The organism is Streptomyces sp. NPDC002784 (genome assembly GCF_053592135.1).
Genome location: NZ_JBSFVD010000002.1, coordinates 117,106 through 141,240, shown reverse-complemented (window position 1 = coordinate 141,240; position 24,135 = coordinate 117,106). Strand labels below are relative to the sequence as shown.

At 71.8% G+C, this 24,135-nt stretch carries 18 protein-coding genes and 2 pseudogenes; 15 read left to right on the top strand and 5 right to left on the bottom strand.

What is annotated here, in order from left to right; translation table 11 throughout:
• Positions 1-7: 7 nt before the first annotated feature.
• Positions 8-1,630 (bottom strand): ABC-F family ATP-binding cassette domain-containing protein, encoded by a 1,623-nt coding sequence (locus ACWD1Z_RS05275; protein WP_451115697.1) that lies wholly within the window; start codon positions 1,628-1,630, stop codon positions 8-10.
• Positions 1,631-1,969: 339 nt separating this feature from the next.
• Here ACWD1Z_RS05275 and ACWD1Z_RS05270 point away from each other — a divergent pair, with 339 nt between their 5' ends.
• On the top strand, positions 1,970-2,623 hold the full coding sequence (locus ACWD1Z_RS05270) for a GNAT family N-acetyltransferase (RefSeq protein ID WP_451115696.1): 654 nt from the start codon (positions 1,970-1,972) through the stop codon (positions 2,621-2,623).
• Positions 2,624-2,756: 133 nt separating this feature from the next.
• Positions 2,757-3,540 (top strand): annotated as a pseudogene (locus tag ACWD1Z_RS05265) (isocitrate lyase/PEP mutase family protein).
• Here the strand turns inward: ACWD1Z_RS05265 and ACWD1Z_RS05260 are convergent.
• Positions 3,537-3,953: an SsgA family sporulation/cell division regulator gene (locus ACWD1Z_RS05260; RefSeq protein WP_451115694.1), complete on the bottom strand. Its 417-nt coding sequence runs from the start codon at positions 3,951-3,953 to the stop codon at positions 3,537-3,539. The pseudogene ACWD1Z_RS05265 and the gene ACWD1Z_RS05260 overlap by 4 nt on opposite strands.
• 246 nt (positions 3,954-4,199) lie before the next feature.
• Between ACWD1Z_RS05260 and ACWD1Z_RS05255 the strand changes: the two genes are divergently transcribed.
• The 4 genes and pseudogenes from ACWD1Z_RS05255 (at position 4,200) to mmpA (ending at position 7,152) form a co-directional block, all read left to right on the top strand.
• Positions 4,200-5,333, top strand: a complete 1,134-nt coding sequence (locus ACWD1Z_RS05255; RefSeq protein ID WP_451115692.1) for a WD40/YVTN/BNR-like repeat-containing protein — start codon at positions 4,200-4,202, stop codon at positions 5,331-5,333.
• Between the two features lie 48 nt (positions 5,334-5,381).
• On the top strand, positions 5,382-5,711 hold the full coding sequence (locus tag ACWD1Z_RS05250; RefSeq protein ID WP_451115690.1) for a plasmid stabilization protein: 330 nt from the start codon (positions 5,382-5,384) through the stop codon (positions 5,709-5,711).
• Positions 5,712-5,739: 28 nt separating this feature from the next.
• Positions 5,740-6,423: pseudogene (locus tag ACWD1Z_RS05245) on the top strand (endonuclease V); the annotation flags it as partial.
• A gap of 552 nt (positions 6,424-6,975) precedes the next feature.
• On the top strand, positions 6,976-7,152 hold the full coding sequence (mmpA, locus tag ACWD1Z_RS05240; protein WP_451116325.1) for a morphogenic membrane protein MmpA: 177 nt from the start codon (positions 6,976-6,978) through the stop codon (positions 7,150-7,152).
• 3 nt (positions 7,153-7,155) lie between these two features.
• Here the strand turns inward: mmpA and ACWD1Z_RS05235 are convergent, their stop codons facing one another.
• Positions 7,156-8,334, bottom strand: a complete 1,179-nt coding sequence (locus ACWD1Z_RS05235; RefSeq protein ID WP_451115688.1) for a saccharopine dehydrogenase family protein — start codon at positions 8,332-8,334, stop codon at positions 7,156-7,158.
• A 281-nt stretch (positions 8,335-8,615) separates the two neighbouring features.
• On the opposite strand from ACWD1Z_RS05235, the gene ACWD1Z_RS05230 reads away from it, so the two are divergent.
• The 4 genes from ACWD1Z_RS05230 to ACWD1Z_RS05215 are packed head-to-tail and all read left to right on the top strand — an operon-like array spanning position 8,616 to position 14,350.
• Positions 8,616-9,746: a CaiB/BaiF CoA transferase family protein gene (locus ACWD1Z_RS05230; RefSeq protein WP_451115686.1), complete on the top strand. Its 1,131-nt coding sequence runs from the start codon at positions 8,616-8,618 to the stop codon at positions 9,744-9,746.
• Positions 9,743-10,885, top strand: a complete 1,143-nt coding sequence (locus ACWD1Z_RS05225; protein WP_451115684.1) for an acyl-CoA dehydrogenase family protein — start codon at positions 9,743-9,745, stop codon at positions 10,883-10,885. Before ACWD1Z_RS05230 ends, ACWD1Z_RS05225 begins: the two co-directional genes overlap by 4 nt.
• A 40-nt stretch (positions 10,886-10,925) precedes the next feature.
• Positions 10,926-12,140 carry an acetyl-CoA C-acetyltransferase gene (locus tag ACWD1Z_RS05220; RefSeq protein ID WP_451115682.1) on the top strand — a complete coding sequence of 405 codons (1,215 nt, stop codon included), beginning with the start codon at positions 10,926-10,928 and terminating at the stop codon, positions 12,138-12,140.
• Positions 12,141-12,181: 41 nt separating this feature from the next.
• Positions 12,182-14,350 carry a 3-hydroxyacyl-CoA dehydrogenase NAD-binding domain-containing protein gene (locus tag ACWD1Z_RS05215; protein WP_451115680.1) on the top strand — a complete coding sequence of 723 codons (2,169 nt, stop codon included), beginning with the start codon at positions 12,182-12,184 and terminating at the stop codon, positions 14,348-14,350.
• A 13-nt stretch (positions 14,351-14,363) separates the two neighbouring features.
• On the opposite strand, the gene ACWD1Z_RS05210 is transcribed toward ACWD1Z_RS05215, so the two are convergent.
• A complete protein-coding gene (locus ACWD1Z_RS05210; protein ID WP_451115678.1) occupies positions 14,364-15,086 on the bottom strand; it encodes a MerR family transcriptional regulator in 723 nt (240 codons plus the stop codon).
• A gap of 254 nt (positions 15,087-15,340) precedes the next feature.
• Here ACWD1Z_RS05210 and ACWD1Z_RS05205 point away from each other — a divergent pair, with 254 nt between their 5' ends.
• Both ACWD1Z_RS05205 and ACWD1Z_RS05200 read left to right on the top strand, forming a co-directional pair.
• Positions 15,341-16,813, top strand: coding sequence for an amino acid permease (locus ACWD1Z_RS05205; protein WP_451115676.1), 1,473 nt, complete (start codon positions 15,341-15,343; stop codon positions 16,811-16,813).
• A 41-nt stretch (positions 16,814-16,854) separates the two neighbouring features.
• The gene (locus tag ACWD1Z_RS05200) at positions 16,855-17,379 is read left to right on the top strand and encodes an Appr-1-p processing protein (protein ID WP_451115674.1); all 525 of its coding nucleotides are present in this window, start codon (positions 16,855-16,857) and stop codon (positions 17,377-17,379) included.
• Positions 17,380-17,471: 92 nt separating this feature from the next.
• Here the strand turns inward: ACWD1Z_RS05200 and ACWD1Z_RS05195 are convergent, their stop codons facing one another.
• Positions 17,472-18,965: a M1 family metallopeptidase gene (locus ACWD1Z_RS05195; RefSeq protein ID WP_451115672.1), complete on the bottom strand. Its 1,494-nt coding sequence runs from the start codon at positions 18,963-18,965 to the stop codon at positions 17,472-17,474.
• Between the two features lie 189 nt (positions 18,966-19,154).
• Here ACWD1Z_RS05195 and ACWD1Z_RS05190 point away from each other — a divergent pair, with 189 nt between their 5' ends.
• The 3 genes from ACWD1Z_RS05190 (at position 19,155) to ACWD1Z_RS05180 (ending at position 24,129) form a co-directional block, all read left to right on the top strand.
• Positions 19,155-21,095 carry a Xaa-Pro dipeptidyl-peptidase gene (locus tag ACWD1Z_RS05190; protein ID WP_451115671.1) on the top strand — a complete coding sequence of 647 codons (1,941 nt, stop codon included), beginning with the start codon at positions 19,155-19,157 and terminating at the stop codon, positions 21,093-21,095.
• Positions 21,092-22,339, top strand: a complete 1,248-nt coding sequence (locus tag ACWD1Z_RS05185) for a M14 family metallopeptidase (protein WP_451115669.1) — start codon at positions 21,092-21,094, stop codon at positions 22,337-22,339. Before ACWD1Z_RS05190 ends, ACWD1Z_RS05185 begins: the two co-directional genes overlap by 4 nt.
• Before the next feature lie 86 nt (positions 22,340-22,425).
• Positions 22,426-24,129 (top strand): BCCT family transporter, encoded by a 1,704-nt coding sequence (locus ACWD1Z_RS05180; RefSeq protein ID WP_451115667.1) that lies wholly within the window; start codon positions 22,426-22,428, stop codon positions 24,127-24,129.
• Positions 24,130-24,135: the final 6 nt, after the last annotated feature.

Below are 24,135 nucleotides of genomic sequence, written 5' to 3'. Positions count from 1 at the left end.
GTCGACGCTAGGCGGGATACCCGACAGCCTCTGGCGTGATTTCCTTCAGTTCTCCGTCGAGCAGCAGCCAGCGGGTGATGCCGATCGACTCCAGGAACGGCAGGTCGTGGCTGGCCACGATCAGCGCTCCCTCGTACGACTCCAGGGCCGTGGTGAGCTGCCGTACGCTCGCCATGTCCAGGTTGTTCGTCGGCTCGTCCAGCATCAGCAGCTGCGGGGCGGGCTCGGCCAGCATCAGCGCCGCCAGTGCCGCCCGGAAGCGTTCGCCGCCGGAGAGCGTCGCCGCCTTCTGGTCGGCGCGGGCGCCCCGGAACAGGAAGCGGGCCAGCCGCGCCCGGATCCGGTTGTTGGTGGCGGCCGGCGCGAACCGGGCCACGTTCTCGGCGACGGTCCGCTCGCCGTCCAGGACATCGAGCCGCTGCGGCAGGAACCGCATCGGCACATGCGTGCGGGCCTCGCCCGACACCGGCTCCAACTCCCCGGCGATGGTGCGCAGCAGCGTGGTCTTGCCCGAGCCGTTGCGTCCGATCAGCGCGATCCGCTCCGGCCCGCGCAGATCGAACCCGCCCGCCACACGCGCGCCGTGGGCCAACTCCAGATCCAGCAGCGTGAGCACCTCCCGGCCCGGCGGCACGGCCGTGTACGGCAGGTCGACGCGGATCACGTCGTCGTCCCGTACGGCCTCCACCGCCTCGTCGAGCCGCTCCTTGGCCTCGGCGAGCTTCTCCTCGTGCATGATCCGGTGCTTGCCCGCGGACTCCTGTGCCGCCCGCTTGCGCGCCCCCATGACGATCTTCGGCTCGCGCTTCTGATCCCACATCTTCTGGCCGTACCGCTTGCGGCGGGCCAACTTGACCTGGGCGTTGGTCAGTTCGCGTTTCTGCTTCTTCAGATCGGCCTCGGCGACCCGCACCATCCGCTCGGCCGCCTCCTGTTCCACCGCGAGCGCCTCCTCGTACGCCGAGTAGTTGCCGCCGTACCAGGTGATCTCCCCGGAGCGCAGATCGGCGATCTGGTCGACCAGGTCGAGGAGTTCGCGGTCGTGGCTGACCACGACCAGGACCCCCGGCCAGGCGGAGACCGCGGCGTACAGCCTCCGGCGCGCGTACAGGTCGAGGTTGTTGGTCGGCTCGTCCAGGAGCAGGACGTCCGGGCGGCGCAGCAGCAGCGCGGCGAGCCGCAGCAGCACCGACTCACCGCCGGACACCTCACCGACCGTACGGTCCAACTGGATGTGACCGAGGCCGAGTTCGCCGAGCGTGGCGAGGGCGCGCTCCTCCACGTCCCAGTCGTCGCCGACGGTCTCGAAGTACGCCTCGGACACGTCGCCCGCCTCGATGGCGTGCAGCGCGGCGCGCCGGTCGGCGATGCCGAGGGCCTCGTCGACCTTGAGGCCGGTGTCGAGCGTGATGTTCTGCGGCAGGTAGCCGACCTCGCCCGCGACACGGACGGTGCCGTCGGCGGGGGTGAGTTCACCGGCGATGAGCTTCAACAGGGTGGATTTCCCCGAGCCGTTCACTCCGACGAGCCCGGTGCGGCCGGGGCCGAAGGCGGTGTCGAGGCCCTCGAAGACGGGGGTGCCGTCGGGCCAGGTGAAGGCGAGGGACGTACAGGCGATGGAAGGTGACATGCGGGCCTCCGCGGTTGCTCGACGCGACAAGGGCAAACGCGTATCGAGACACCTGCGACCCGCGAGGAGGCCTCGGGAGGGCAGCGCAAAGGCCCTGTTCCGGAGGACGGCTCGAACGCCGAGGTCGCACACGGCGGCCACACCTCGGGGGTGTGACGGCGGGTGTCTCAGGACCTCAGACGAGCAACGTCCTTCTCCAATCGACGGCAACAGGACCGCTCCACACCGTAGGAGGGGGCGGAGGGGCTGTCAACGGAATTAGTGCGGAGCCGACACCCAGGGGCAGGCAGCCACCGCGTAATATGCGGTCACCGTCTTTGCCTATTACGGGGGATCCGTATGGACGCCGAACTCGTACGTTCGTGGGTGGAGGGCTGGGTCGTCTCCCGCGGAGCGGCGCCGCCGGTCGCCGAGCCCTGGGGCTGCACCGTCTACGTGGGGCTGACCGGCCACGTCACCCGGCACGTCCTGCCCGATGCCGACGAGGCGCTGGTCCGCAAACTGACGGAGGCGGCCACGGCGCCGGGCACCTGGCTCAAGGTCTTCCTGCCGCGGCGGACCGTCGCCCCCTGGGTGGCGCCCGGCTGGCGCTTCGAGGACGACGGCTTCCTGATGTCCGCCCCGCTGCGGTCCGCCGCCGCCCAGGTTCCCGCGGGGTACCGGACGCGTACCTGGACCAGGGGCGGTGTCACCCGCGTGTTCGTCCTGACCCAGGACGGCGCGTTCGCGGCCCGTGGCCAGGTCGTGGTGCCCGGCCCCGGGCGGAGGGCCGTGGTCGACCAGGTCGAGACCTCCGCGGCCCACCGCCGCAGGGGACTCGGCAGTCTGGTCATGCGGACCCTGGGGAACACCGCCGTCGCCGCGGGCGCCTCGGACGCCGTGCTGGCCGCGACGACCGAAGGGCGCGCCCTGTACGCGTCCCTGGGCTGGCACACCCGCGGCCCGCTGACCAGCCTGGTCCGTGACGCTGCGGCGCACCCGCCGAGCGCCTGAGCATGCCGGGAAGCTCCGCGTCCGGGGCCGTACGTCCCTGTCGGATTCCTGCCAGCCCTTGCCTGGACGAGCTGGTTGGGTCGACGCATGACGAAGGACGCCTCCCTCCGCGAGCGCTCTCGCCTTCCGCTCCCTGCACGTCCCGGGCACCCCGCTGGTGCTGCCGAACGCCTGGGGCACCGCCAGTGCCCGTCGCGGACGCCGGCGCCCCCGCACTGGCCACCACGAGCGCCGGGCTCGCCTGGGACCTCGGTGCCGCGGACGGCGGCCGGCTGGACCGCGACCGAGCCCTGGAGGCCCTCGCGCGCATCGTGGCCGCCATGGGGGTGCCGGTGAGCGCGGACATCGAGAGCGGATACGCCGAGGATCCGGCGGGCGTCGCCGGGACGATCCGGGCGGTGCTCGCGCTCGGCGCGGTGGGCGTGAACATCGAGGACGCCCGGTACGGGCCCGGCGCGGGACCGCTGCGCCCCGTTCCCGAGCAGGCGGAGCGGATCGCCGCCGCCCGCGCGGCCGCCGATGCCGAGGAGGTGCCGCTGTTCGTCAACGCGCGCATCGACACGTTCCTGCGGGGCGCCGGGGGAGTGGACGCCACCCTGGAGCGGGCCGCCGCCTTCCTCGCCGCGGGCGCCGACGGGATCTTCGTCCCCGGGGCCGTCGACCCGGGAACCGTGAAGCTGCTCGTCGACGGGATCGACGCGCCCCTGAACGTGCCGGCGGGCCCCGGCGCGCCGAGCATGTCCGAGCCGGCCTCGCTCGGTGTGGCGCGCGTCAGCGTCGGCTCGGGAATCGCCCAGGCCGTCCACGCCCTCGTCCGGCGCGCCGCGCGGGAGCTGCTCGGTGCGGGGACCTACGGGACGCTCGCGGGCGGAGCCGATTACGGCGAGCTCAACTCCCTGCTGGGCGGCGCCTGTTAGCAGGCGTCCCGCATCAGTTCGGCCAGGTCGTGGTCCAGGTCGAGCTGGAGGTGTTCCAGGCCGACCGGGACCAGCTCGCCGGTGGCGTCCAGGAACCGGCGGATCTCACCGCTGCGGACGTGTACGACGGCCGTGCCCTCGGGGGCGTGGAACTCCAGGACCGTGCGGTCGTAGCCGTAGGGCCGGACGCGGACGTCGCCGTGGCCCACGCTCCCGCGCATCCCGTCGGTGAGGAGCTCCCGGCTGAAGGTCCAGCAGACCTCGACGCCCTCCAGGGTGGCGGGGGCCGGGAAGGTCATGCGGACGGCGAACGGGTCGCGCCGGTCGTAGTGCAGCGTGGCGGGGATGCTCGACACCCGCGGCGCGGCGGCGACGAGACGGGCCTCTACGAGCTGCTCGATGACGTAGGACAACGCCTTGCTCCCTTGCGACGGCTGGACGGGGCTCCGGGATGGCCGGGCACTGTAAGAGACGACGGAATCGAGGAATCCGTGCACACCGGGGTCGAGTGACCTCGGTCACCGCCTTTCATGCACTGGAGTGACGGGTTTCGTCTGTTGGTGTTGTGGAGGCCTTATGTGGCTGCTGAGGCGGTCCGATGGCGTGAGGCTGCGAGGCGGTCTGGACGGCGCCGTGGGGGTGGACTAGCTTCCCCCGCCATGAGGGCCTTGGGGAAGACGCGGCGCAGGGGACGCACGTTTCGCACGACGGCCGCGGGGGCGGTGTGCGCGGCGGCGCTGGCCGCGCTGACAGCCGTCCCGGCGCAGGCCCAGGCGCCCGCGCAGACGTACGAGGTGGCTTCCTCGTACGGGCAGCCTTCCCTCCACTGGGCGCCCAAGGACACCGGCAGTCCGGGCGTACGGTTCCGTGGGCTCGCGGCGGTCGATCGGGATACCGCCTGGCTGGCCGGGAGTGCCGGCACGGTGCTGCGCACCACGGACGGCGGGGCGAGCTGGCGGAACGTCTCGCCGCCGGGGGCCGGGGAGCTCCAGTTCCGGGACGTCGAGGCGTTCGACGCGCGCCGGGCCGTGGTGCTCGCCATCGGGGAGGGCGAGGCGTCCCGGGTGTACCGCACCGAGGACGGCGGCGCGACCTGGACCGAGGCGTTCCGCAACACCGACCCGCGTGCCTTCTACGACTGCATGGCCTTCTTCGACCGCCGCCACGGCCTCGCCATGAGCGACCCGGTGGAGGGGAAGTTCCGCATCCTGTCCACGGCCGACGGCGGCCGGTCCTGGACGGTCCTGCCCCCGGACGGGATGCCCGACGCGCTGCCGGGCGAGGCCGGCTTCGCGGCCAGTGGCCAGTGCCTGGTGACGGCCGGGTCCCAGGACGTCTGGCTGGCCACCGGCGGCGCCGCACGCGCGCGTGTGCTGCACTCCGCCGACCGCGGACGGACCTGGACCGCCGCCGACACCCCGATCCCCGCCGGGGACCCCGCCCGGGGCGTCTTCGCCCTCGCCTTCCGCGACCGGGCGCACGGGCTCGCCGTCGGCGGCGACTACCGCCCCGACCAGAGTTCCCCGAGCGCGGCGGCCCGCACCCGGGACGGCGGCGCCGGCTGGCGGCCCGCCGCGGCCCCGGTCAGCGCCTACCGCTCGGGCGTCGCCTGGCTCCCGCACAGCCGCACCGCCGCCCTCGCGGTCGGCCCCACCGGCACCGACCTGACCACGGACGGCGGCCGCACCTGGCGGACCGTCGACACCGGCTCGTACGACACCGTCGACTGCACGCCCGACCTCGGCTGCTGGGCGGCGGGTGAGAAGGGGCGCGCGGCCCGTCTGGAGAGGTGATCCGGAATGTGGGTACTCGGCCGCCGACCGCGGAAGGAGTGAGCGCACATGCCCAGCGGTTCGAGTCCCAAGCGGGAACGCCAGTACGAGCACATAAAGAAGAGCGCGCAGGAGCGCGGCGAGAGCACCGGGCGGGCCAAGGAGATCGCCGCCCGCACGGTGAACAAGGAACGCGCCCGCTCCGGCGAGTCCAAGACGGCCAGCCGTACCTCGACCCAGGACATGTCGTCAGGCAAGCGGGGCGGCCAGCGGTCCGGCAAGGGCTCCCAGGGCCCCACGTACGACCAGCTGTACGAGGAGGCCAAGCGCCGCAACGTGCACGGCCGTTCGGACATGAACAAGAGCCAGCTCAAGCGCGCCCTGGGCGACAAGAGCTGACCGAGGGGGCCGTACGCTCGTCGGCATCATGACGACCGTACGCATCCCCGCGGGCTGGCCCGCCACCGAGGAAGAGGCCCGTGCCGTCCAGGACGAGCTGCGCGCACGCGTGGTGCTGGACGAGCCGGGCCCGCCGCCCGGCACCGGGCACGTCACCGGCGTCGACGTGGCCTACGACGACGAGCTGGACGTCGTGGCGGCGGCGGCCGTGGTCCTGGACGCGGCGACCCTGGAGGTCGTCGCGGAGGCGACCGCCGTCGGCCGGATCTCCTTCCCGTACGTGCCGGGCCTGCTGGCCTTCCGGGAGATCCCCACGGTGCTGGCCGCCCTCGACGCGCTCTCCTGCGACCCCGGCCTGGTGGTCTGCGACGGCTACGGCCTCGCCCACCCCCGCCGCTTCGGCCTCGCCAGCCACCTCGGCGTCCTCACCGGCCTGCCCACCATCGGCGTCGCCAAGAACCCCTTCACCTTCTCCTACGACGAACCGGACGCGCCCCGAGGATCCTCGTCCCCCCTGCTCGCGGGCCCGGAGGAGGTCGGCCGTGCCCTGCGCACCCGGGAGTCCGTGAAACCCGTCTTCGTCTCCACCGGCCACCGCGTCACCCTCGCCACGGCCTGCGCCCACACCCTCGCCCTCACTCCGGCCTACCGCCTCCCGGAAACCACCCGCACAGCAGACGCCCTCTGCCGCCGGACCCTGCGCGAGGCGACGACACCGGACGGGCAACTCGCCGCACGCGCGCGTGCGGACAAGGACCGTTCCTGGGGGCGCACCCTCTTCGAGTCCCGGCGCGACCCGGTGGCCTGGGCGGGCCGGGTGCTCGAAGCGGCCGTCGCGGAGGGGGACCGGACACCGGAACTCCAGGCCGTGGTGGCCATGGCGGCCGACCGGGACGAGTGGAGCCGTGGCCGCGCCTTGTTCGGACGGGTGCGGGAAGCCGGGTCCGGGGCCGAGGACCAGCCGGTGTTCCGGCTCGCGGAGCAGGTGGCCAAGGTCGCCCACAACGCGGCAGGTCCGCCGCCGTACTTCGACCATCACGCGGGCTGGGACATCGGGCCGCTCGCCTGCCGGATCGCGGCCGCCTCCCCCGACCCGGCTCTCCGGGCCCGCCTCGCAGCCGCGCTGGGGGACCGGCCCCCGGCGGACCACGTCGACCGAGCACCCGGGATCTGAGTACGTCGCCTGAGTATCCGTACGGATGTCCGCGCCCCGTCCGGGCGGCAGGCTGGGCGCATGACTTCGCACCGTGTGGCCTCGCACCGCATGACCTCTCAGCGGGGGGCTTCCCGGCGTACCGCCTCCCGGCGTTCGCCGAAGCCCCTCGCCGATCCCGAGCGGCCCGTCGAGCGGGCCGTGACGGCCGTGCTCGTGCTCGCGGTGCTGGCGGGGCTCGGGTGGATCTGCGGGATGATCTACACCGTGGCCCAGTGGCCCCTGTAGGGGCTAGCGGCTCGCGGCCACCCGGAAGACGATTCCCGCGCGTCGGAGCCGTTCGGTCAGTGCGTCGCCCATGGCGGTGGCCGTGGTGACCTGCCCGGCCGTCGGCGGCAGTTCGTCGAAGGCGAGGCAGAGCGCCGACTCGGCGAGCATCTTCGCCGTCTCGTCGTAGCCGGGGTCCCCGCCCGAGACCTCGGTGAAGACCCGGCGGCCACCGCCCTGTCCGACGAACCGCACCGAGAACCAGCTCCTGGCCCGCTTCTGAGGGCTCGGTCCGTCCCCCGGCCTGAGCCGGTCCGACAGCCACCGGCGCGCGGGCGGCAGCTGGGCGGCGGCGGCCAGTCCGCCCACGCCCACCACACCGGCCACGGCGACGGGCAGATGCCGTACCGCCGCGTAGTGCCGGTAGCGGAAGTCGGGGCCGTAGCGGTCCAGCGCCTTCGCGGAGCGGCGGACGATCTGCGGGTCGATGGTCGGCAGCGGCAGCGCCCAGGCGCCCACCTCCCCGGCGAACCGGGGCAGGCCCGTGGGGGCGAGGGCCCGGCGGCCCACCAGCCGCGGCTCGTACCGGTGCCGGTCCCGCGCCGCGGCGATCATCTGGCGCCCCCGCGCGAACTGGCCCAGCGCCGAAGCGAACGTCCCGCCCGAGAACATGGCGTCCGCCGTGACGAACCCGTCCACCGTCAGCGGCACCCCCTCCGGCAGCTGCCGGACCGTGAACCAGACGCCCAGATCGTGCGGGACGGAGTCGAACCCGGCCGCGTGCACGAGCCGGGCGCCCGTCTCACGCGCGCGTGCGTCGTGCCGCACGTACATCAGGTCCACGAACTCCGGCTCACCGCACAGGTCGAGGTAGTCCGTGCCGCTGTCCGCGCAGGCGGCGACGAGATCCTCGCCGTACCGCACATAGGGGCCCACCGTCGTGGCCACCACGCGCGCGTGCCGGGCGAGTTCCCGCACCGACCCCGGATCCGCCACGTCCGCACGCAGCACGCCGACCCGCTCACCCCCGGGCAGCCGCTCCCGCAGCCGCTCCAGTTTCGTCGCGTCACGGCCCGCCACCGCCCAGCGCAGCCCCTCGGGCGCGTGCGCCGCCAGGTACTCCGCGGTGAGCGCCCCGGCGAAGCCGGTGGCCCCGAAGAGCACGATGTCGTAGGGACGGTCCGCCTCGTTCAGCCTGCTCATGACACCTCTCGGTCCCTCACCACGCGCCGTTGTCGGTGGCCGAGGCTAGCGTGAGGCGTGCGGAACCCGGCGAGGAGCCCGGGAGGAAGCGGACGGACGTGCACCGGAACGCCCTGAAGAAGGGGGAGAAAGTACGCCAGTTCACCCTCCGCGCGCCCGGCGCCGCCGCCACCGGATACCTTTCACTAAGCGCTTGCTCGCCCACCTCTTGTGCTCGCTGGGGCAAGTTCCTAACATCCCTGGTGTTACATCATTACTGTCACACCTACCCTGGGGACCGGATGGCAATGACGCCAGGACACGGCCCGCTCACCGGCGTACGCGTCGTGGAGCTGGCCGGCATCGGGCCCGGCCCGTTCGCCGCGATGCTCCTCGCCGACCTCGGGGCCGACGTCGTGCGCGTGGACCGCCCCGGCGGCCCGGCACTCGCGATCGATCCCGCGTACGACGTCACCAACCGCAACAAGCGCTCGGTGATCGTCGACCTGAAGGCTCCCGACGGCCCCGCGCGCGTGCTCGACCTCGCCGCCCGCGCGGACGTCCTGATCGAGGGCTTCCGCCCCGGAGTCGCCGAACGGCTCGGCGTGGGCCCCGACGCCTGCCGGGCCCGCAACCCACGGCTCGTCTACGGCCGGATGACCGGCTGGGGCCAGGACGGCCCCCTCGCCCAGCGCGCCGGGCACGACATCGCGTACATCGCCCGCACCGGCACCCTCGGCATGATCGGCGCCCCCGGGGAGCCCCCGCCCGCCCCGGCCAACCTCCTCGGCGACTACGCGGGCGGCTCCCTGTACCTCGTCGTCGGCGTCCTCGCCGCCCTGCACCACGCCCGCGCCACCGGCACCGGCCAGGTCGTGGACGCCGCGATCGTGGACGGCACCGCCCACCTGTCCGCGATGATCCACGGCATGCTCGCCGCCGGCGGCTGGCAGGACCGCCGCGCCGCCAACCTCCTGGACGGAGGCTGCCCGTACTACGGCACCTACGAGACGGCCGACGGCGCGTACATGGCGGTCGGCGCCCTGGAGCCGCAGTTCTACGACACCTTCCTGGACCTGCTCGGCCTCGAGGGGTACGCCGACGCCCGCCGGGACTGGACCCGCTGGGGCGAACTGCGCACGGCGGTCACCGCCCGCTTCCGGACCCGGACCCGGGCCGAGTGGACGGACGTCTTCGCCGGCTCCGACGCCTGTGTGGCGCCCGTCCTGTCGCTGACCGAGGCCCCGCACGACCCGCATCTGGCCGCCCGCGGCACCTTCACCGACCACGGCGGCATCACCCAGCCCGCGCCCGCGCCCCGCTTCTCCGCCACCCCCACCGCCGTGCGCTCCGGGCCCGCGCGGCCGGGCGGCGACACCGCGGACGTGGCGCGCGACTGGGACGTACCCGATCTGATGAAGGGCCTCGAATGAAGCGGCGGATCTTCTCCGACGAGCACGACGCGTTCCGCGAGACCGTGCGCAGCTTCCTCGCCAAGGAGGTGCTGCCCTTCTACGACCAGTGGGAGAAGGACGGCATCGCCTCCCGCGACGCCTGGCGGGCGGCCGGCAAGCAGGGTCTGCTGGGCATGGCCGTCGGCGAGGAGTACGGGGGCGGCGGTACCGCCGACTTCCGCTACAGCGCCGTCATGGCCGAGGAGTTCACCCGCGCGGGCACTCCCGGGCTGGCGCTCGGACTGCACAACGACATCATCGGCCCGTATCTGACCGGGCTCGCCACCGAGGAGCAGAAGCGCCGCTGGCTGCCCGGCTTCTGCGACGGCTCGCTGATCACGGCCATCGCCATGACCGAGCCGGGCGCGGGCTCCGACCTCCAGGGCATCCGGACGCACGCCGAGGACCGCGGCGACCACTGGCTGCTCAACGGCTCCAAGACGTTCATCTCCAACGGCATCCTCGCCGACCTGGTGATCGTGGTGGCGAAGACCACCCCGGAGGGCGGCGCGCACGGGCTGTCCCTGCTGGTCGTCGAACGCGGCGCGGAGGGCTTCGAGCGCGGCCGCAACCTCGACAAGATCGGCCAGAAGGCGCAGGACACGGCCGAGTTGTTCTTCCACGACGTGCGCGTGCCCAAGGAGAACCTGCTCGGCGAGCTCAACGGCGCCTTCGTGCACCTGATGACCAACCTCGCCCAGGAGCGCCTGAGCATCGCGGTCGCCGCCATCGCGGGCGCGGAGCACCTGCTGGAGATCACCACCCGGTACGTCAAGGAGCGCGAGGCGTTCGGCCGGCCGCTGGCCACCAAGCAGCACATCCGGTTCGAGATCGCGGAGATGGCCACCGAGTGCGCCGTCACCCGCACCTTCCTCGACCGCTGCGTCGAGGAGCACGCGGACGGCGCACTGGACGCCGTCGACGCCTCCATGGCCAAGTGGTGGGCGACCGAACTGCAGAAGCGCGTCGCCGACCGCTGTCTGCAACTGCACGGCGGCTACGGCTACATGAGCGAATACCCCGTGGCCCGGGCCTTCACCGACGGACGTATCCAGACCATCTACGGCGGGACGACCGAGATCATGAAGGAGATCATCGGCCGCTCCCTGCTCGGCTGACGCACAGTCGCCCGGCCGACCCTCACCGAAAGGCTTCCTCGTGAGCACCGAAGCGTACGTGTACGACGCGATCCGCACCCCGCGCGGGCGCGGCAAGGCGAACGGCGCCCTGCACGGCACCAAGCCCATCGACCTGGTCGTCGGACTCATCCACGAGATCCGCGACCGCTTCCCCGGCCTGGACCCGGCCGCGATCGACGACATCGTGCTCGGTGTGGTCGGCCCGGTCGGCGACCAGGGCTCCGACATCGCCCGGATCGCCGCCGTCGCCGCGGGCCTGCCGGACACGGTGGCGGGCGTCCAGGAGAACCGCTTCTGTGCGTCGGGCCTGGAGGCGGTCAACATGGCCGCGATGAAGGTCCGTTCGGGCTGGGAGGACCTGGTCCTGGCGGGCGGTGTGGAGTCCATGTCCCGGGTGCCGATGGCCTCCGACGGCGGCGCCTGGTTCAACGACCCGATGACCAACCTGGCCGTCGACTTCGTGCCGCAGGGCATCGGCGCCGACCTGATCGCCACCATCGAGGGCTTCTCCCGGCGCGACGTCGACGAGTACGCGGCCCTCTCCCAGGAGCGGGCGGCCACGGCGTGGAAGGAGGCCCGCTTCGAGCGGTCGGTCGTCCCGGTGAAGGACCGCAGCGGCCTGGTCGTCCTCGATCACGACGAGCACCTGCGCCCCGGCACCACCGCCGACTCCCTGGCGAAGCTGAAGCCGTCCTTCGCGGACATCGGCGACCTGGGCGGCTTCGACGCCGTGGCGCTGCAGAAGTACCACTGGGTGGAGCGGATCGACCACGTCCACCACGCGGGCAACTCCTCCGGCATCGTCGACGGCGCCGCGCTCGTCGCCATCGGCTCCCGGGAGGTCGGCGAGCGGTACGGACTCACCCCGCGCGCGCGGATCGTCTCCGCCGCCGTCTCCGGCTCCGAGCCCACGATCATGCTCACCGGCCCGGCCCCGGCCACCCGCAAGGCCCTGGCGAAGGCCGGTCTGACCATCGACGACATCGACCTCGTCGAGATCAACGAGGCGTTCGCGGCGGTCGTCCTGCGCTTCGTCAAGGACATGGGCCTGTCCCTGGACAAGGTCAACGTCAACGGCGGCGCCATCGCCCTCGGCCACCCGCTCGGCGCCACCGGCGCGATGATCCTCGGCACCCTCGTCGACGAACTGGAGCGCCAGGACAAGCGCTACGGCCTCGCCACCCTCTGCGTCGGCGGCGGCATGGGCATCGCCACCGTCGTCGAACGCATCTGAACTCCCCAGCGGCCACACGAGACTTCTACGGAGACCCCCTCATGACCACCACCATCCGCTGGGAACAGGACCGCACCGGTGTCGTCACCCTCGTCCTCGACGACCCCGACCAGTCCGCCAACACCATGAACCAGGCCTTCCGCGACTCCCTCGCCCAGGTCACCGACCGGCTGGAGGCCGAGCAGGACACCATCCGCGGTGTCATCATCACCTCCGCCAAGAAGACCTTCTTCGCCGGCGGCGACCTGCGCGACCTGATCCGGGTCACCCCCGACACGGCCCAGGACCTGTTCGACGGCGGCCTGGCGATCAAGCGGAACCTGCGCCGCATCGAGACCCTCGGCAAGCCGGTCGTCGCCGCCCTCAACGGCGCCGCCCTCGGCGGCGGTTACGAGATCGCCCTGGCCTGCCACCACCGCATCGCCCTGGACGCGCCCGGCTCGAAGATCGGCTGCCCCGAGGTCACCCTCGGCCTGCTCCCGGGCGGCGGCGGCGTGGTCCGCACCGTCCGCCTGCTGGGCATCGCCGACGCCCTGCTGAAGGTCCTCCTCCAGGGCACCCAGTACGACCCGCGGCGCGCCCTCCAGAACGGTCTGGTCGACGACGTGGCCGCCACCCACGAGGACATGCTCGCCAAGGCCCGCGCCTTCATCGAGGCCAACCCCGAGTCCCGGCAGCCCTGGGACCGGCCCGGCTACCGCATCCCCGGCGGCACCCCCGCGAACCCCAAGTTCGCCGCCAACCTGCCCGCCTTCCCGGCCAGTCTGCGCAAGCAGACGGGCGGCGCCCCCTACCCGGCCCCGCGCAACATCCTCGCGGCGGCGGTGGAGGGCGCCCAGGTCGACTTCGAGACCGCGCAGGTCATCGAGGCGCGCTACTTCGTCGAACTGGCCGCGGGACAGACCTCGAAGAACATGATCCAGGCGTTCTTCTTCGACCTCCAGGCCGTCAACTCCGGCGCGAATCGCCCCAAGGGCGTCGAGGCGCGCCAGGTCCGCAAGGTCGCCGTCCTCGGGGCCGGGATGATGGGCGCGGGCATCGCGTACTCCTGCGCCCGCGCGGGTATCGACGTCGTCCTGAAGGACGTGGCCCTGGAAGCCGCGGTCAAGGGCAAGGGCTACTCCGAGAAGCTCTGCGCGAAGGCCGTGAGCCGGGGCCGTACGACCCAGGAGAAGGCGGACGCGCTGCTGGCCCGCATCACGCCGACGGCCGACCCGCAGGACGTGGCGGGCTGCGACGCGGTGATCGAGGCGGTCTTCGAGAACCCCGAGCTGAAGCACAAGGTCTTCCAGGAGATCCAGCACCTCGTCGAGCCGGACGCGCTGCTGTGCTCCAACACCTCCACGCTGCCGATCACCGCTCTCGCCGAAGGCGTGGAGCGGCAGTCGGACTTCATCGGCCTGCACTTCTTCTCGCCGGTCGACAAGATGCCGCTGGTCGAGATCATCAAGGGGGAGCGGACCGGTGAGGAGGCGCTGGCCAGGGCCTTCGACCTGGTGCGCCAGATCAACAAGACCCCGATCGTCGTCAACGACTCGCGCGGCTTCTTCACCTCCCGGGTGATCGGCCACTTCATCAACGAGGGCGTGGCGATGGTGGGCGAGGGCATCGAGCCGGCCTCCGTCGAACAGGCGGCGGCCCAGGCGGGTTACCCGGCCAAGGTCCTCTCCCTGATGGACGAACTGACGCTCACGCTCCCGCGCAAGATCCGCAACGAGTCCAAGCGGGCCGTGGAAGAGGCGGGCGGCACCTGGCCGACGCACCCCGCGGAGGCCGTGATCGACCGGATGGTCGACGAGTTCGGCAGGCCGGGCCGCAGCGGCGGAGCGGGCTTCTACGACTACGACGAGACCGGCAAGCGGGTGGGGATCTGGCCGGGCCTGCGTGAACACTTCACCCGCGAGGGCACTCGGATCCCGTTCAGGGACATGCAGGAGCGCATGCTCTTCTCGGAGGCCCTGGACACCGTCCGCCTCCTGGAGGAGGGCGTCCTGAGCTCGGTCGCCGACGCCAACATCGGCTCGATCTTCGGCATCGGCTTCCCCGGCTGGACGGGCGGCGTCCTGCAGTACATCAACGGCTACGAGGGCGGCCTGCCCGGCTTCGTGGCACGCGCGCGTGAGCTGGCGGACCGCTACGGAGACCGGTTCCTGCCGCCGGCGCTGCTGGTGGAGAAGGCGGAGGAGGGGGAGCGGTTCACGGACGCGTGACGCACCCCGCGGCTCAGGCGGACCCGTCCACCTCCGACGGGTCCGCCGCCTTGACCCACCCCCGCAGCTCCTCCTTCAGCGACCGCTGGAAGGAGGTCAACAGCGCCTGCACCACCAGCGGTTGCATATCGGACGAGAGCGACTTCACGTCCTGGGCCGCACGCTCGGAGACCTCGCCGCGGAACAGCTGTGACAATTCGTGCGCGGCGGCCCGTGAGTGGTCGATCAGCACCTTCCGCGCGGCCAGGATCGCGTCCTGCGACAGCGGCATGTCGAGCAGCCGCACCCCGAGCCGCAGCAGCCCGACGTCCACCCGGAACTTCTCCCCGTCGGCCCCGACGACGCCCATCGCGGCCAGCCGCCGCACGTCCTCGTCGGCCAGCTCCCGCCCCGCCCGCCGCTCCAGCTCCGCGCGCGTCACCGTCTCCACGGCGTCCGGGGCCCAGGAGGCCACCACGGCCCGGTGGATGGCGAGATCGTCGGGGCTCAGCCCCGGCGGCAGGCGCTGCATGTACCGCTCGATCGCCGCCAGCGTCATGCCCTGCTGCTGCAGCTCCTCGATCAGCGCCAGCCGCGCCACATGCTCCGGACCGTAGTGCCCCACCCGGCGCGGACCGATCACCGGCGGCGGCAGCAGCCCCTTGGTGCCGTAGAACCGCACGGTACGCACCGTGACGCCCGCCCGCGCGGCCAGCTCGTCGATGGTGAGGGTGGGGTCCTCGGCGTCGGTCTTCATGTGCAGCAGTATCGCTGTCTCACCACTGCTGTGAAACCGGTCCGGGCGCGCGAAGCCGATCACGAGGAGTTCCCCGGGACGTCATGTGCGGATCATGTGAGATGTACCGCTCTGTGAACTCCGCCACCGCGTGAACGGCCGTCCATGAGGGAAGGTGGCGCCTTGGTCTGTGCTCTTACCGAGGGCGCGGGCCATACGTACGTCCGGCACACCCGAGCGCGATCCGCTCGGGCGCACCAGAGAGTGGTACCCCCGTGAGCAAGGACGCCGTGGACACGGCACAGGCCGCACCCCCCACCCTGGCGGCCCAGGCGCCCGCGGACGCGGGCGACGCCGGTTACAGCAAGGACCTCAAGGCCCGCCACGTCAACATGATCGCCATCGGCGGAGCGATCGGCACCGGACTCTTCCTGGGCGCCGGAGGACGCCTCCACAACGCCGGACCGGCGCTGGCCATCGCCTACCTGGTCTGCGGGATCTTCGCCTTCTTCGTCGTACGGGCCCTCGGTGAGCTGGTCCTGTACCGGCCCTCCTCCGGTTCCTTCGTGTCGTACGCGCGCGAGTTCCTCGGCGAGAAGGGCGCCTACGTCGCGGGCTGGATGTACTTCCTGAACTGGTCCACGACCGGTATCGCCGACATCACCGCCATCGCGCTCTACACGCACTACTGGAGCGCCTTCACCGACATCCCGCAGTGGGTGCTCGCCCTGATCGCCCTCGCGGTGGTGCTGGCGGTCAACCTGATCTCGGTGAAGATCTTCGGCGAGATGGAGTTCTGGTTCGCGATCATCAAGGTCGCCACGCTGGTGGCGTTCATGTTCGTCGGCATCTTCCTGCTGGCCACCCAGCACGAGGTGGGCGGCACCACGCCCGGCCTGAGCGTGATCACCGACCACGGCGGTGTCCTCCCGCACGGCCTGATGCCGGTCGTCCTGGTCATGCAGGGCGTGATCTTCGCCTACGCCGCCCTGGAACTGGTCGGCGTCGCCGCCGGCGAGACCGCCGAGCCGGAGAAGGTCGTCCCGCGCGCGGTGAACTCGATCATGTGGCGGGTGGGCCTGTTCTACGTCGGCTCGGTCGTCCTGCTCGCCCTGCTGCTCCCCGGTTCGGTGTACTCCGCCGACGAGAGCCCCTTCGTCACCGTGCTGTCGAAGATCGGCGTCGAGGGCGCCGGAGACGTGATGAACCTGGTGGTCCTCACCGCCGCGATGTCCTCGCTCAACTCCGGCCTGTACTCCACCGGCCGCATCCTGCGCTCCATGGCCATGGCGGGCTCCGCGCCCAAGTTCACCGCCCGCATGAACCGCAGCCAGGTGCCCTACGGCGGCATCCTGCTGACCTGCGCGGTGTGTGTGCTCGGCGTCGGCCTGAACTTCCTGATGCCGAGCCAGGCCTTCGAGATCGTGCTGAACGTCGCCTCCCTCGGCATCATCAGCACCTGGGTGATCATCATGATCTGCCACCTGGTGTTCGTGCGCCGCGCCAAGGCCGGCCTGCTCGCCCGCCCCTCCTTCCGGCTCCCCGGCAGCCCGGTCACGGAGATCGTCACGATCGCCTTCCTGCTCGCCGTGCTCGGCCTGATGTGGAACGACCCCGAGGTCGGCCGCAAGACCCTGCTGCTCATCCCGCTGATCGCCGCGATGCTGGTGACCGGCTGGTTCGGCGTCCGCCGCCGAGTGGCGAAGACCCAGGAACAGGAGTTGGCCGCGCTCACCGAGCGGCCGTAAATCCAGCGGCCACTGTCAGTGGCAGCGCCTACGGTGGCGTCATGTCGGAGATCACTTATGTCCGGGGTGACGCCACCGTTCCGTCGGCGAAGGGCGTCAAGGTGATCGCCCATGTCTGCAACGACATCGGGGGATGGGGCAAGGGCTTCGTGCTCGCGGTGTCGCGCCGCTGGCCGGAGCCGGAGAAGGCGTACCGCGCCTGGCACCGGGACCGCGCCGCGAACGACTTCGGCCTGGGCGCCGCCCAGTTCATCCAGGTGGAGCCGTACCTCTGGGTGGCCAACCTGATCGGCCAGCGCGGCATACTCCCCCACGCTCGACTTCGCTCGCGCGGGGGGACCCCCATCGGCAGCAAGGGCGTCCCCGTCCGCTACGAGGCGATCGACGCTGCTCTGGCCCGCCTCGCCGACCGGGCCGCCGAGCTCGGCGCGTCCGTGCACATGCCCCGCATCGGGTGCGGTCTCGCCGGCGGAAAGTGGTCCCGAGTCGAACCCCTGATCACCGAGCGGCTGGTGCGCCGGGGCATACCCGTCACCGTCTACGACCACGGGGACGGGCAGCGCTGAGCCGTGCGCTCGCGGAGGCCGAGCCGGTGGGCGCCGCCCACACCTCGACCGGCGTCGAGGGGTGGACGGCGCCCGGGTGACCGGGGATCCGGTCAGTGCTCGTGCACGTCGCCCGTCGCCGTGATCTTCTTCCACGACTTGGGCTGCGCCGGAGCCGATGTCTCCCGCGCGATGGACGCCGCACGCGCCGCGGGCGCGGCCGGCTTCGACGGCTGGTACAGCCAGGTGTCGAAGAACGCCGCCAGCGGCTGCCCGGACACCCCCTCGGCGTACGCCCGGAAGTCGGCCACGGACGCGTTCCCGTGGGCGTACTTCGCCGTCCAGCCCTTGAGGATCGCGAAGAAGTCCTCGTCCCCGATCTCGTTGCGCAGCGCCTGGAGTGCCAGCGCGCCCCGGTCGTAGACGGCGATGTGGAACTGGTTGTCCGGACCCGGGTCACCCGGCCGCACCGTCCAGAACGGATCGTCGGCCGCGCGCGTGGCGTACACGTAGTCGGCGATCTCCTGCGCCGTGCCCTCGCCCTCGTGCTCGGACCACAGCCACTCGGAATAGCGCGCGAAGCCCTCGTTGATCCAGATGTCCTTCCACCCGGCGACCGACACGGAGTTGCCGTACCACTGGTGCGCCAGCTCGTGGACGACCAGATAGGTGTTGGTCCCGTTCGCGAACCGGACCGGGCTGTAGAAGGGCCGGGTCTGCGTCTCCAGCGCGAACCGGGTGCTGGTGTTCGGCACATAGCCGCCGAGCGCGTTGAAGGGATACGGCCCGAAGTACTCGCTCAGCCAGTCGGCGATCTCCCCGGTCCGCTCGATGCTGGCGCGGGCCGCTCCGTCGTTGTCGCCCAGGTCCTTGCTGTAGGCGTTGACGACCGGGATCCCGCTCTCGGTCCGGCCGGTGGTGATGTCGAACCTGCCGACCGCGAGCGTGGCGAGGTAGGTCGCCTGCGGCTTGTTGGAACGCCAGTTCCAGCGGGTCCAGCCGAGGCGTGAACTCGTCGACTGCAGCGTGCCGTTGGAGATGGCCTGGGTGCCGTCCGGGACCTGCACCGAGACGTCGTAGGTGGCCTTGTCGAGCGGATGGTCGTTGCTCGGGAACCACCACCAGGCCGCCTCGGGCTCGTTGGCGGCGACCCCGCCGTCCGCGGTGCGGTGCCAGCTGGTGAACCCGTACGCCTGCTCACTGGACGGCACCCCGCTGTAGCGGACCACGACGGTCAGGGGCGAGCCCTTGGCCAGCGGGTTCTTCGGGGTGATCTCCAGCTCGTGCTCGCCGGAGGTGGTGAACGACGCCTTGGCGCCATTGACCCGCACCTCGCCGACGTCCAGCAGGAAGTCCAGGTTGAACCGCGACAGGTCCTGCGTGGTGCGGGCCAGCAGGGTCGCGGTGCCCTCCAGGCGGTCGGTCGCGGGCTCGTACTTCAGGCGCAGGTCGTAGTGCGAGACGTAGTATCCGCCGTTGCCGTAGGCCGGGTAGTAGGGATCGCCGATGCCCGGGGCGCCGGGGGCGGAACTCGCGGCCGATGCCGGGATCGCCAGCAGTACGGAGGCCGCCGCGAGTGCGCCCGGCGCGAAGAATCTGCGGTGCACGAAAGCTCCAAGTCGTAGGGGACCGAAGGCTGTTCGAACCCTATTCAGTCCCTGTGTCCCGCCCGTGTCCACCGGCCCGGCTGTCACACGATCGCCATTCGGCCGACACGAGCCCACGGACCCCGGTGACCATTCCAGCTTCCTGTTGCCCTCTTCTGTACGGGAGTTGACCGAGGTAGCGTCCCGCGCATGCCGATACGCACGCGCTTCATGATCTGGAGACCGCTCGCGACGGCGGCCACGGCCGCCCTGATGGCCACCTTCCTCTCACCCGCGACGGCCGGGGCAGCCCCGCGCACGAGCCAACCCGTCCACTCCTACGACGCCGCCATCCGCGAGGCCGTCTGGGTGGACACCGGACTCGACGGCGACGCCGACGGACGCACCGACCGCGTCGCCGTCGACATCGTCCGCCCCAGCGAACCCGCGCAAAAGGGCCGCAAGGTGCCCGTCATCATGGACGCCAGCCCTTACTACTCCTGCTGCGGACGGGGCAACGAGAGCCAGAAGAAGACGTACGACGCGGACGGCGACGTCGTCCAGATGCCGCTGTTCTACGACAACTACTTCGTGCCCCGCGGCTACGCCTTCGTCGGCGTCGACCTGGCCGGCACCAACCGCTCCGACGGCTGCGTCGACGTCGGCGGGCGCTCCGACGTCCAGTCCGCCAAGGCCGTCGTCGACTGGCTGAACGGCCGCGCCAAGGCGTACACCACCCGCACCGGCACCACCCGCGCCAAGGCCACGAACTGGACCAACGGCAAGACCGGCATGATCGGCAAGAGCTACGACGGCACCATCGCCAACGGCGTCGCCGCGACCGGGGTCGAGGGCCTGGAGACGATCGTCCCCATCGGCGCCATCTCCTCCTGGTACGACTACTACTTCGCCCAGGGCGCCCCGCTCTTCGACTCGGGCCCCGACTGGCTGTCGAACTACGTCGAGAGCCCCGACGCCCGCGCCCGCTGCGCCGCCGTGCAGCACAAGATCGTCACCGGCGCCCCGCGCACCGGCGACTGGACCCCGCTGTGGAGTGAGCGGAACTACGTGCCGGACGCCGACCGGGTCGAGGCCAGCGTCTTCGTGATCCACGGCATGCAGGACCTCAACGTCCGCGCCAAGCACTTCGGCCAGTGGTGGGACGCGCTCGCCAGGAACGGCGTCGAGCGCAAGATCTGGCTCTCCCAGGTCGGACACGTCGACCCCTTCGACTTCCGCCGCGCCGAATGGGTGAGCACCCTGCACCGCTGGTTCGACCACGAACTCCTCGGCTACGACAACGGCATCGACGACGAACCGATGGCCGACATCGAACGCCGGCCCGACCAGTGGGTCACCTCGGACGTCTGGCCGCCGCGCGGCACCGGGAAGACCACCCTGCGGCCCGCCGAAGGAGCCCAAGAGGGCGTCGGCACCCTCGGCCTGACCCGCGGCACCGGCACCGAGACCTTCACCGACGACCCCGCGCGCGACGAGACCGACTGGGCCGCCCACATCGACCGGCCCACCCCCGACAAGGCGGGCTTCGTCACCGGACCGCTCACCCGCGACCTGCGGCTGTCCGGCTCCTCCAAGGTCACCGTCACCGCGACCCCGACCACCGCCACGGCCCATCTGTCGGCCGTCCTCGTGGACCTCGGCCCCGACACCATCCGCGACTACGCCGGCGCCGGCGAGGGCATCACCACCCTCACCGAGCGGACCTGCTGGGGCGCGAGCAGCACCGGCGACAGCGCCTGCTTCAAGGAGACCGCAGCGAAGACGGCCGACGTCGACTACACGATCCTCAGCCGCGGCTGGGCCGACCTCGCCTCGTACGGGGGAGCGCCCCTCACCCCCGGCACGCCGTACACCGTCACCCTCGATCTGGCGGCCACCGACCATGTCGTCCCGGCCGGCCACCGGCTCGCCCTGATCGTCGCGGGCACCGACCGGGACCTGATCGAACCGCCGTCCACGACCCCCACGCTGACGCTCGACCTGTCCCGCACCTCGGCCCGTGTGCCGCTGGTCGGCGGCGCCGACGCCTTCCGCGAGGCCGCCTCCGGCGCGAGTGCCGCCCCGAGCGAGGCCGTCCTCGACGGCGTACGCGAGCCGCGCACCGCGCAGCGCATCCCGGAGGTCTCGTGAAGTCCCGTATCGCCGCGGTGATCGCGGCCGCCCTCGCCGCACCCCTGCTGTCGGTCCCGGCGCACGCGGCGGACACCCCGCCCCGCACCGGCTTCGAGGAGTCGGGCGGCGCCCGCTGGACCAGCCAGCCCGAGGAGCAGGACTTCCTCGCCGCCGTCGACGAGGCGAGCGACCGGGTGTCGGTCAGCCGGATCGGCACCACCGACCAGGACCGCCCGCTCCAGCTGGTGCGCATCGGCACCCGCCCGACCACCCGCACCGTCCTGCTGGTGTGCAGCCAGCACGGCGACGAGCCCTCGGGCCGCGAGGCATGCCTGACCACCGTCCGCGACCTGGCGTACGGCGACGACGAGCGCACCCGGCGCCTGCTGCGGAGCACGACCGTGCTCGTCGTGCCCACCGCCAACCCCGACGGCCGGGCCGCGAACACCCGCGGCAACAGCGACGGCGTCGACATCAACCGCGACCACCTCGCCCTGAAGACCGCCGAGGGCCGGGCCCTGGCCGCGGTGATCCGGGACCGCAGGCCGGACGTGGTCTACGACCTGCACGAGTACGGCGGCACACCGCCCTACTACGACAAGGACCTGTTCGACCTGTGGCCGCGCAACCTCAACACGGCCCCGGCGGTGCACGAGGAGGCACGGACGCTCTCGCTCGACTTCGTGCGGCCGTCGGCCCGGGCCGACGGCTACACGACCGGCACCTACGGCATCTGGACCGACCCCGTCACGGGTGAACCCGTCCGGCAGGTCGCCGGGGACGGCCAGGAGCGCATCCTGCGCAACATGTCCGGAATCAAGCACACCGTCGGCCTGCTCATCGAGAGCCGGGTCGAACCCCTCACCGAGGTGCCGGAGCCGGTCAACAACCTGCGCCGGGTCCACTCCCAACTCTCCGCCCTCAAGGGCCTGTTCTCCTTCGCGGGGGAGCGGGGACGGCAGGTCGACGCGGCGACCGCGGCCGCCCGCCTCGCCGGATGGCGTGACACCGGACCGGTCTTCGTCGGCGGCGCGGACAACGACCCCGCCGAACCCGCCGAGATCATCCAGGACCCGCCCTGCGGCTACCGGCTGACGGACGATCAGTACGCCGGACTGAAGGACGAACTGGCGCTGCACGGAGTGCGCACCCGGGGCACCTACGTCCCGCTCCGCCAGTCGCTGCGCGCCCTGGTCCCGCTGCTCCTCGACGCCCGCGCCCCGTATCACCTCACGGCGGCGGAGCCCGACACCGACTGCTGAAACGGCCCTGACGGACGGCACCTGTGGTAGGCCGTAGGGATGCGCACATAGGGCATACCCACGGATTCCATTGAAAGGTGCCATAGATGACGGAAGACCTGAAGAAAAGGGGTGGCCGGGAAGGCCCTTCGGAGCCTCCCGGCCCCCACCACACCGACCGCCTGGTGTTCGGAGTCACCGCCGTCATCACCGTGGCCTTCGTGATCTGGGGCTCGACGGCGACCGACTCGCTGCAGAGCGTCTCCACGAAGATGCTCAACGGCCTGATCCACAACGGCGGCTGGGCCTTCATGCTCGCCGCCTCCTGCTTCGTCGTCTTCGCCCTCTGGCTCGCGGTCAGCCGCTACGGCCGCATCCACCTCGGCGCCGAGGGCGAGGAACCCGAGTTCCGGACCGTGTCCTGGATCGCGATGATGTTCAGCGCGGGCATGGGCATCGGCCTGATGTTCTACGGCGTGAGCGAGCCGCTCTCGCACTACATGAGCCCGCCCCCGGGCACCGACCCCGCCAACTCCGGTGAACGCATGGAGACGGCGATGGCCACCACCCTCTTCCACTGGACGCTGCACCCCTGGGCGATCTACGCGGTGGTCGGCCTCGCCATCGCCTACAGCACCTTCCGCAGGCGCCGCCGCCAGACCATCAGCGCCGTCTTCACCCCGCTCATCGGGGAGCGGCACGCCAACGGCACCGGCGGCCGGATCATCGACATGCTCGCGATCATCGCCACCGTCTTCGGCTCCGCGGCCTCCCTGGGCCTCGGCGCGCTCCAGATCGGCTCCGGCTTCCAGGAGCTGGACTGGATGGACGACGTCAGCGACGGCCTGCTCGTCGCCATCATCGCCGTACTGACCCTGGCCTTCGTCGCCTCGGCCGTCTCCGGTGTCGAGCGGGGCATCCAGTGGCTGTCCAACACCAACATGGTGCTCGCCCTGGTCCTCTCCCTGTTCGTGTTCCTCGCCGGCCCCTCGATCATCGTGCTCGACCTGCTGCCCACGTCGATCTTCGCCTACCTCGGCGACCTGCCCCAGCTCGCCGGGCGCACCGAGGCCAGCGGCGGCGAGGGCGTCGCGGACTGGCTCGGCAGCTGGACCGTCTTCTACTGGGCCTGGTGGATCTCCTGGACGCCCTTCGTCGGCATGTTCATCGCCCGGATCAGCCGGGGCCGCACCATCCGGCAGTTCGTCGGCGGGGTCATCCTCGTGCCGAGCACCGTCAGCCTCGTCTGGTTCGCGGTCTTCGGCGGTACGGCGATGAAGCTGAAGGAGGGCGGCGCGCTCGGCGGCGAGGACACCCCCGAGGGCCAACTCTTCGGCGTGCTCCAGGAGTTCCCCATCGCCACGGCCACCAGCCTGCTGGTGATGATCCTGGTCGGCATCTTCTTCGTCTCGGGCGCCGACGCCGCGTCCATCGTGATGGGCACCCTCTCCCAGAAGGGCGCGCTCGAACCCGGCCGTCTCGTCGTGGTGTTCTGGGGCGTGGTGACCGGCGCCGTCGCCGCCATCATGCTGCTCGTCGGCAGCAACCAGGGCGACGCGCTCACCGGCCTGCAGAACCTCACGATCCTGGCCGCCGCACCCTTCGTCCTGGTGATGATCGGCATGTGCGTCGCCCTGCTGCGCGATCTGCGCCGGGACCCCGTCATCGTGCGCCGCGAGATGGGCAGCGAAGCCGTCGCCCTGGCCGTGATCACCGGTCACCGCAAGTACGACGGCGACTTCGAGATCAAGGTCGGCCCCGGCCCCGGCACCGAGACGGAGGGCGACCCGCTGGGCCACGACCACGCCTGAGCGCGC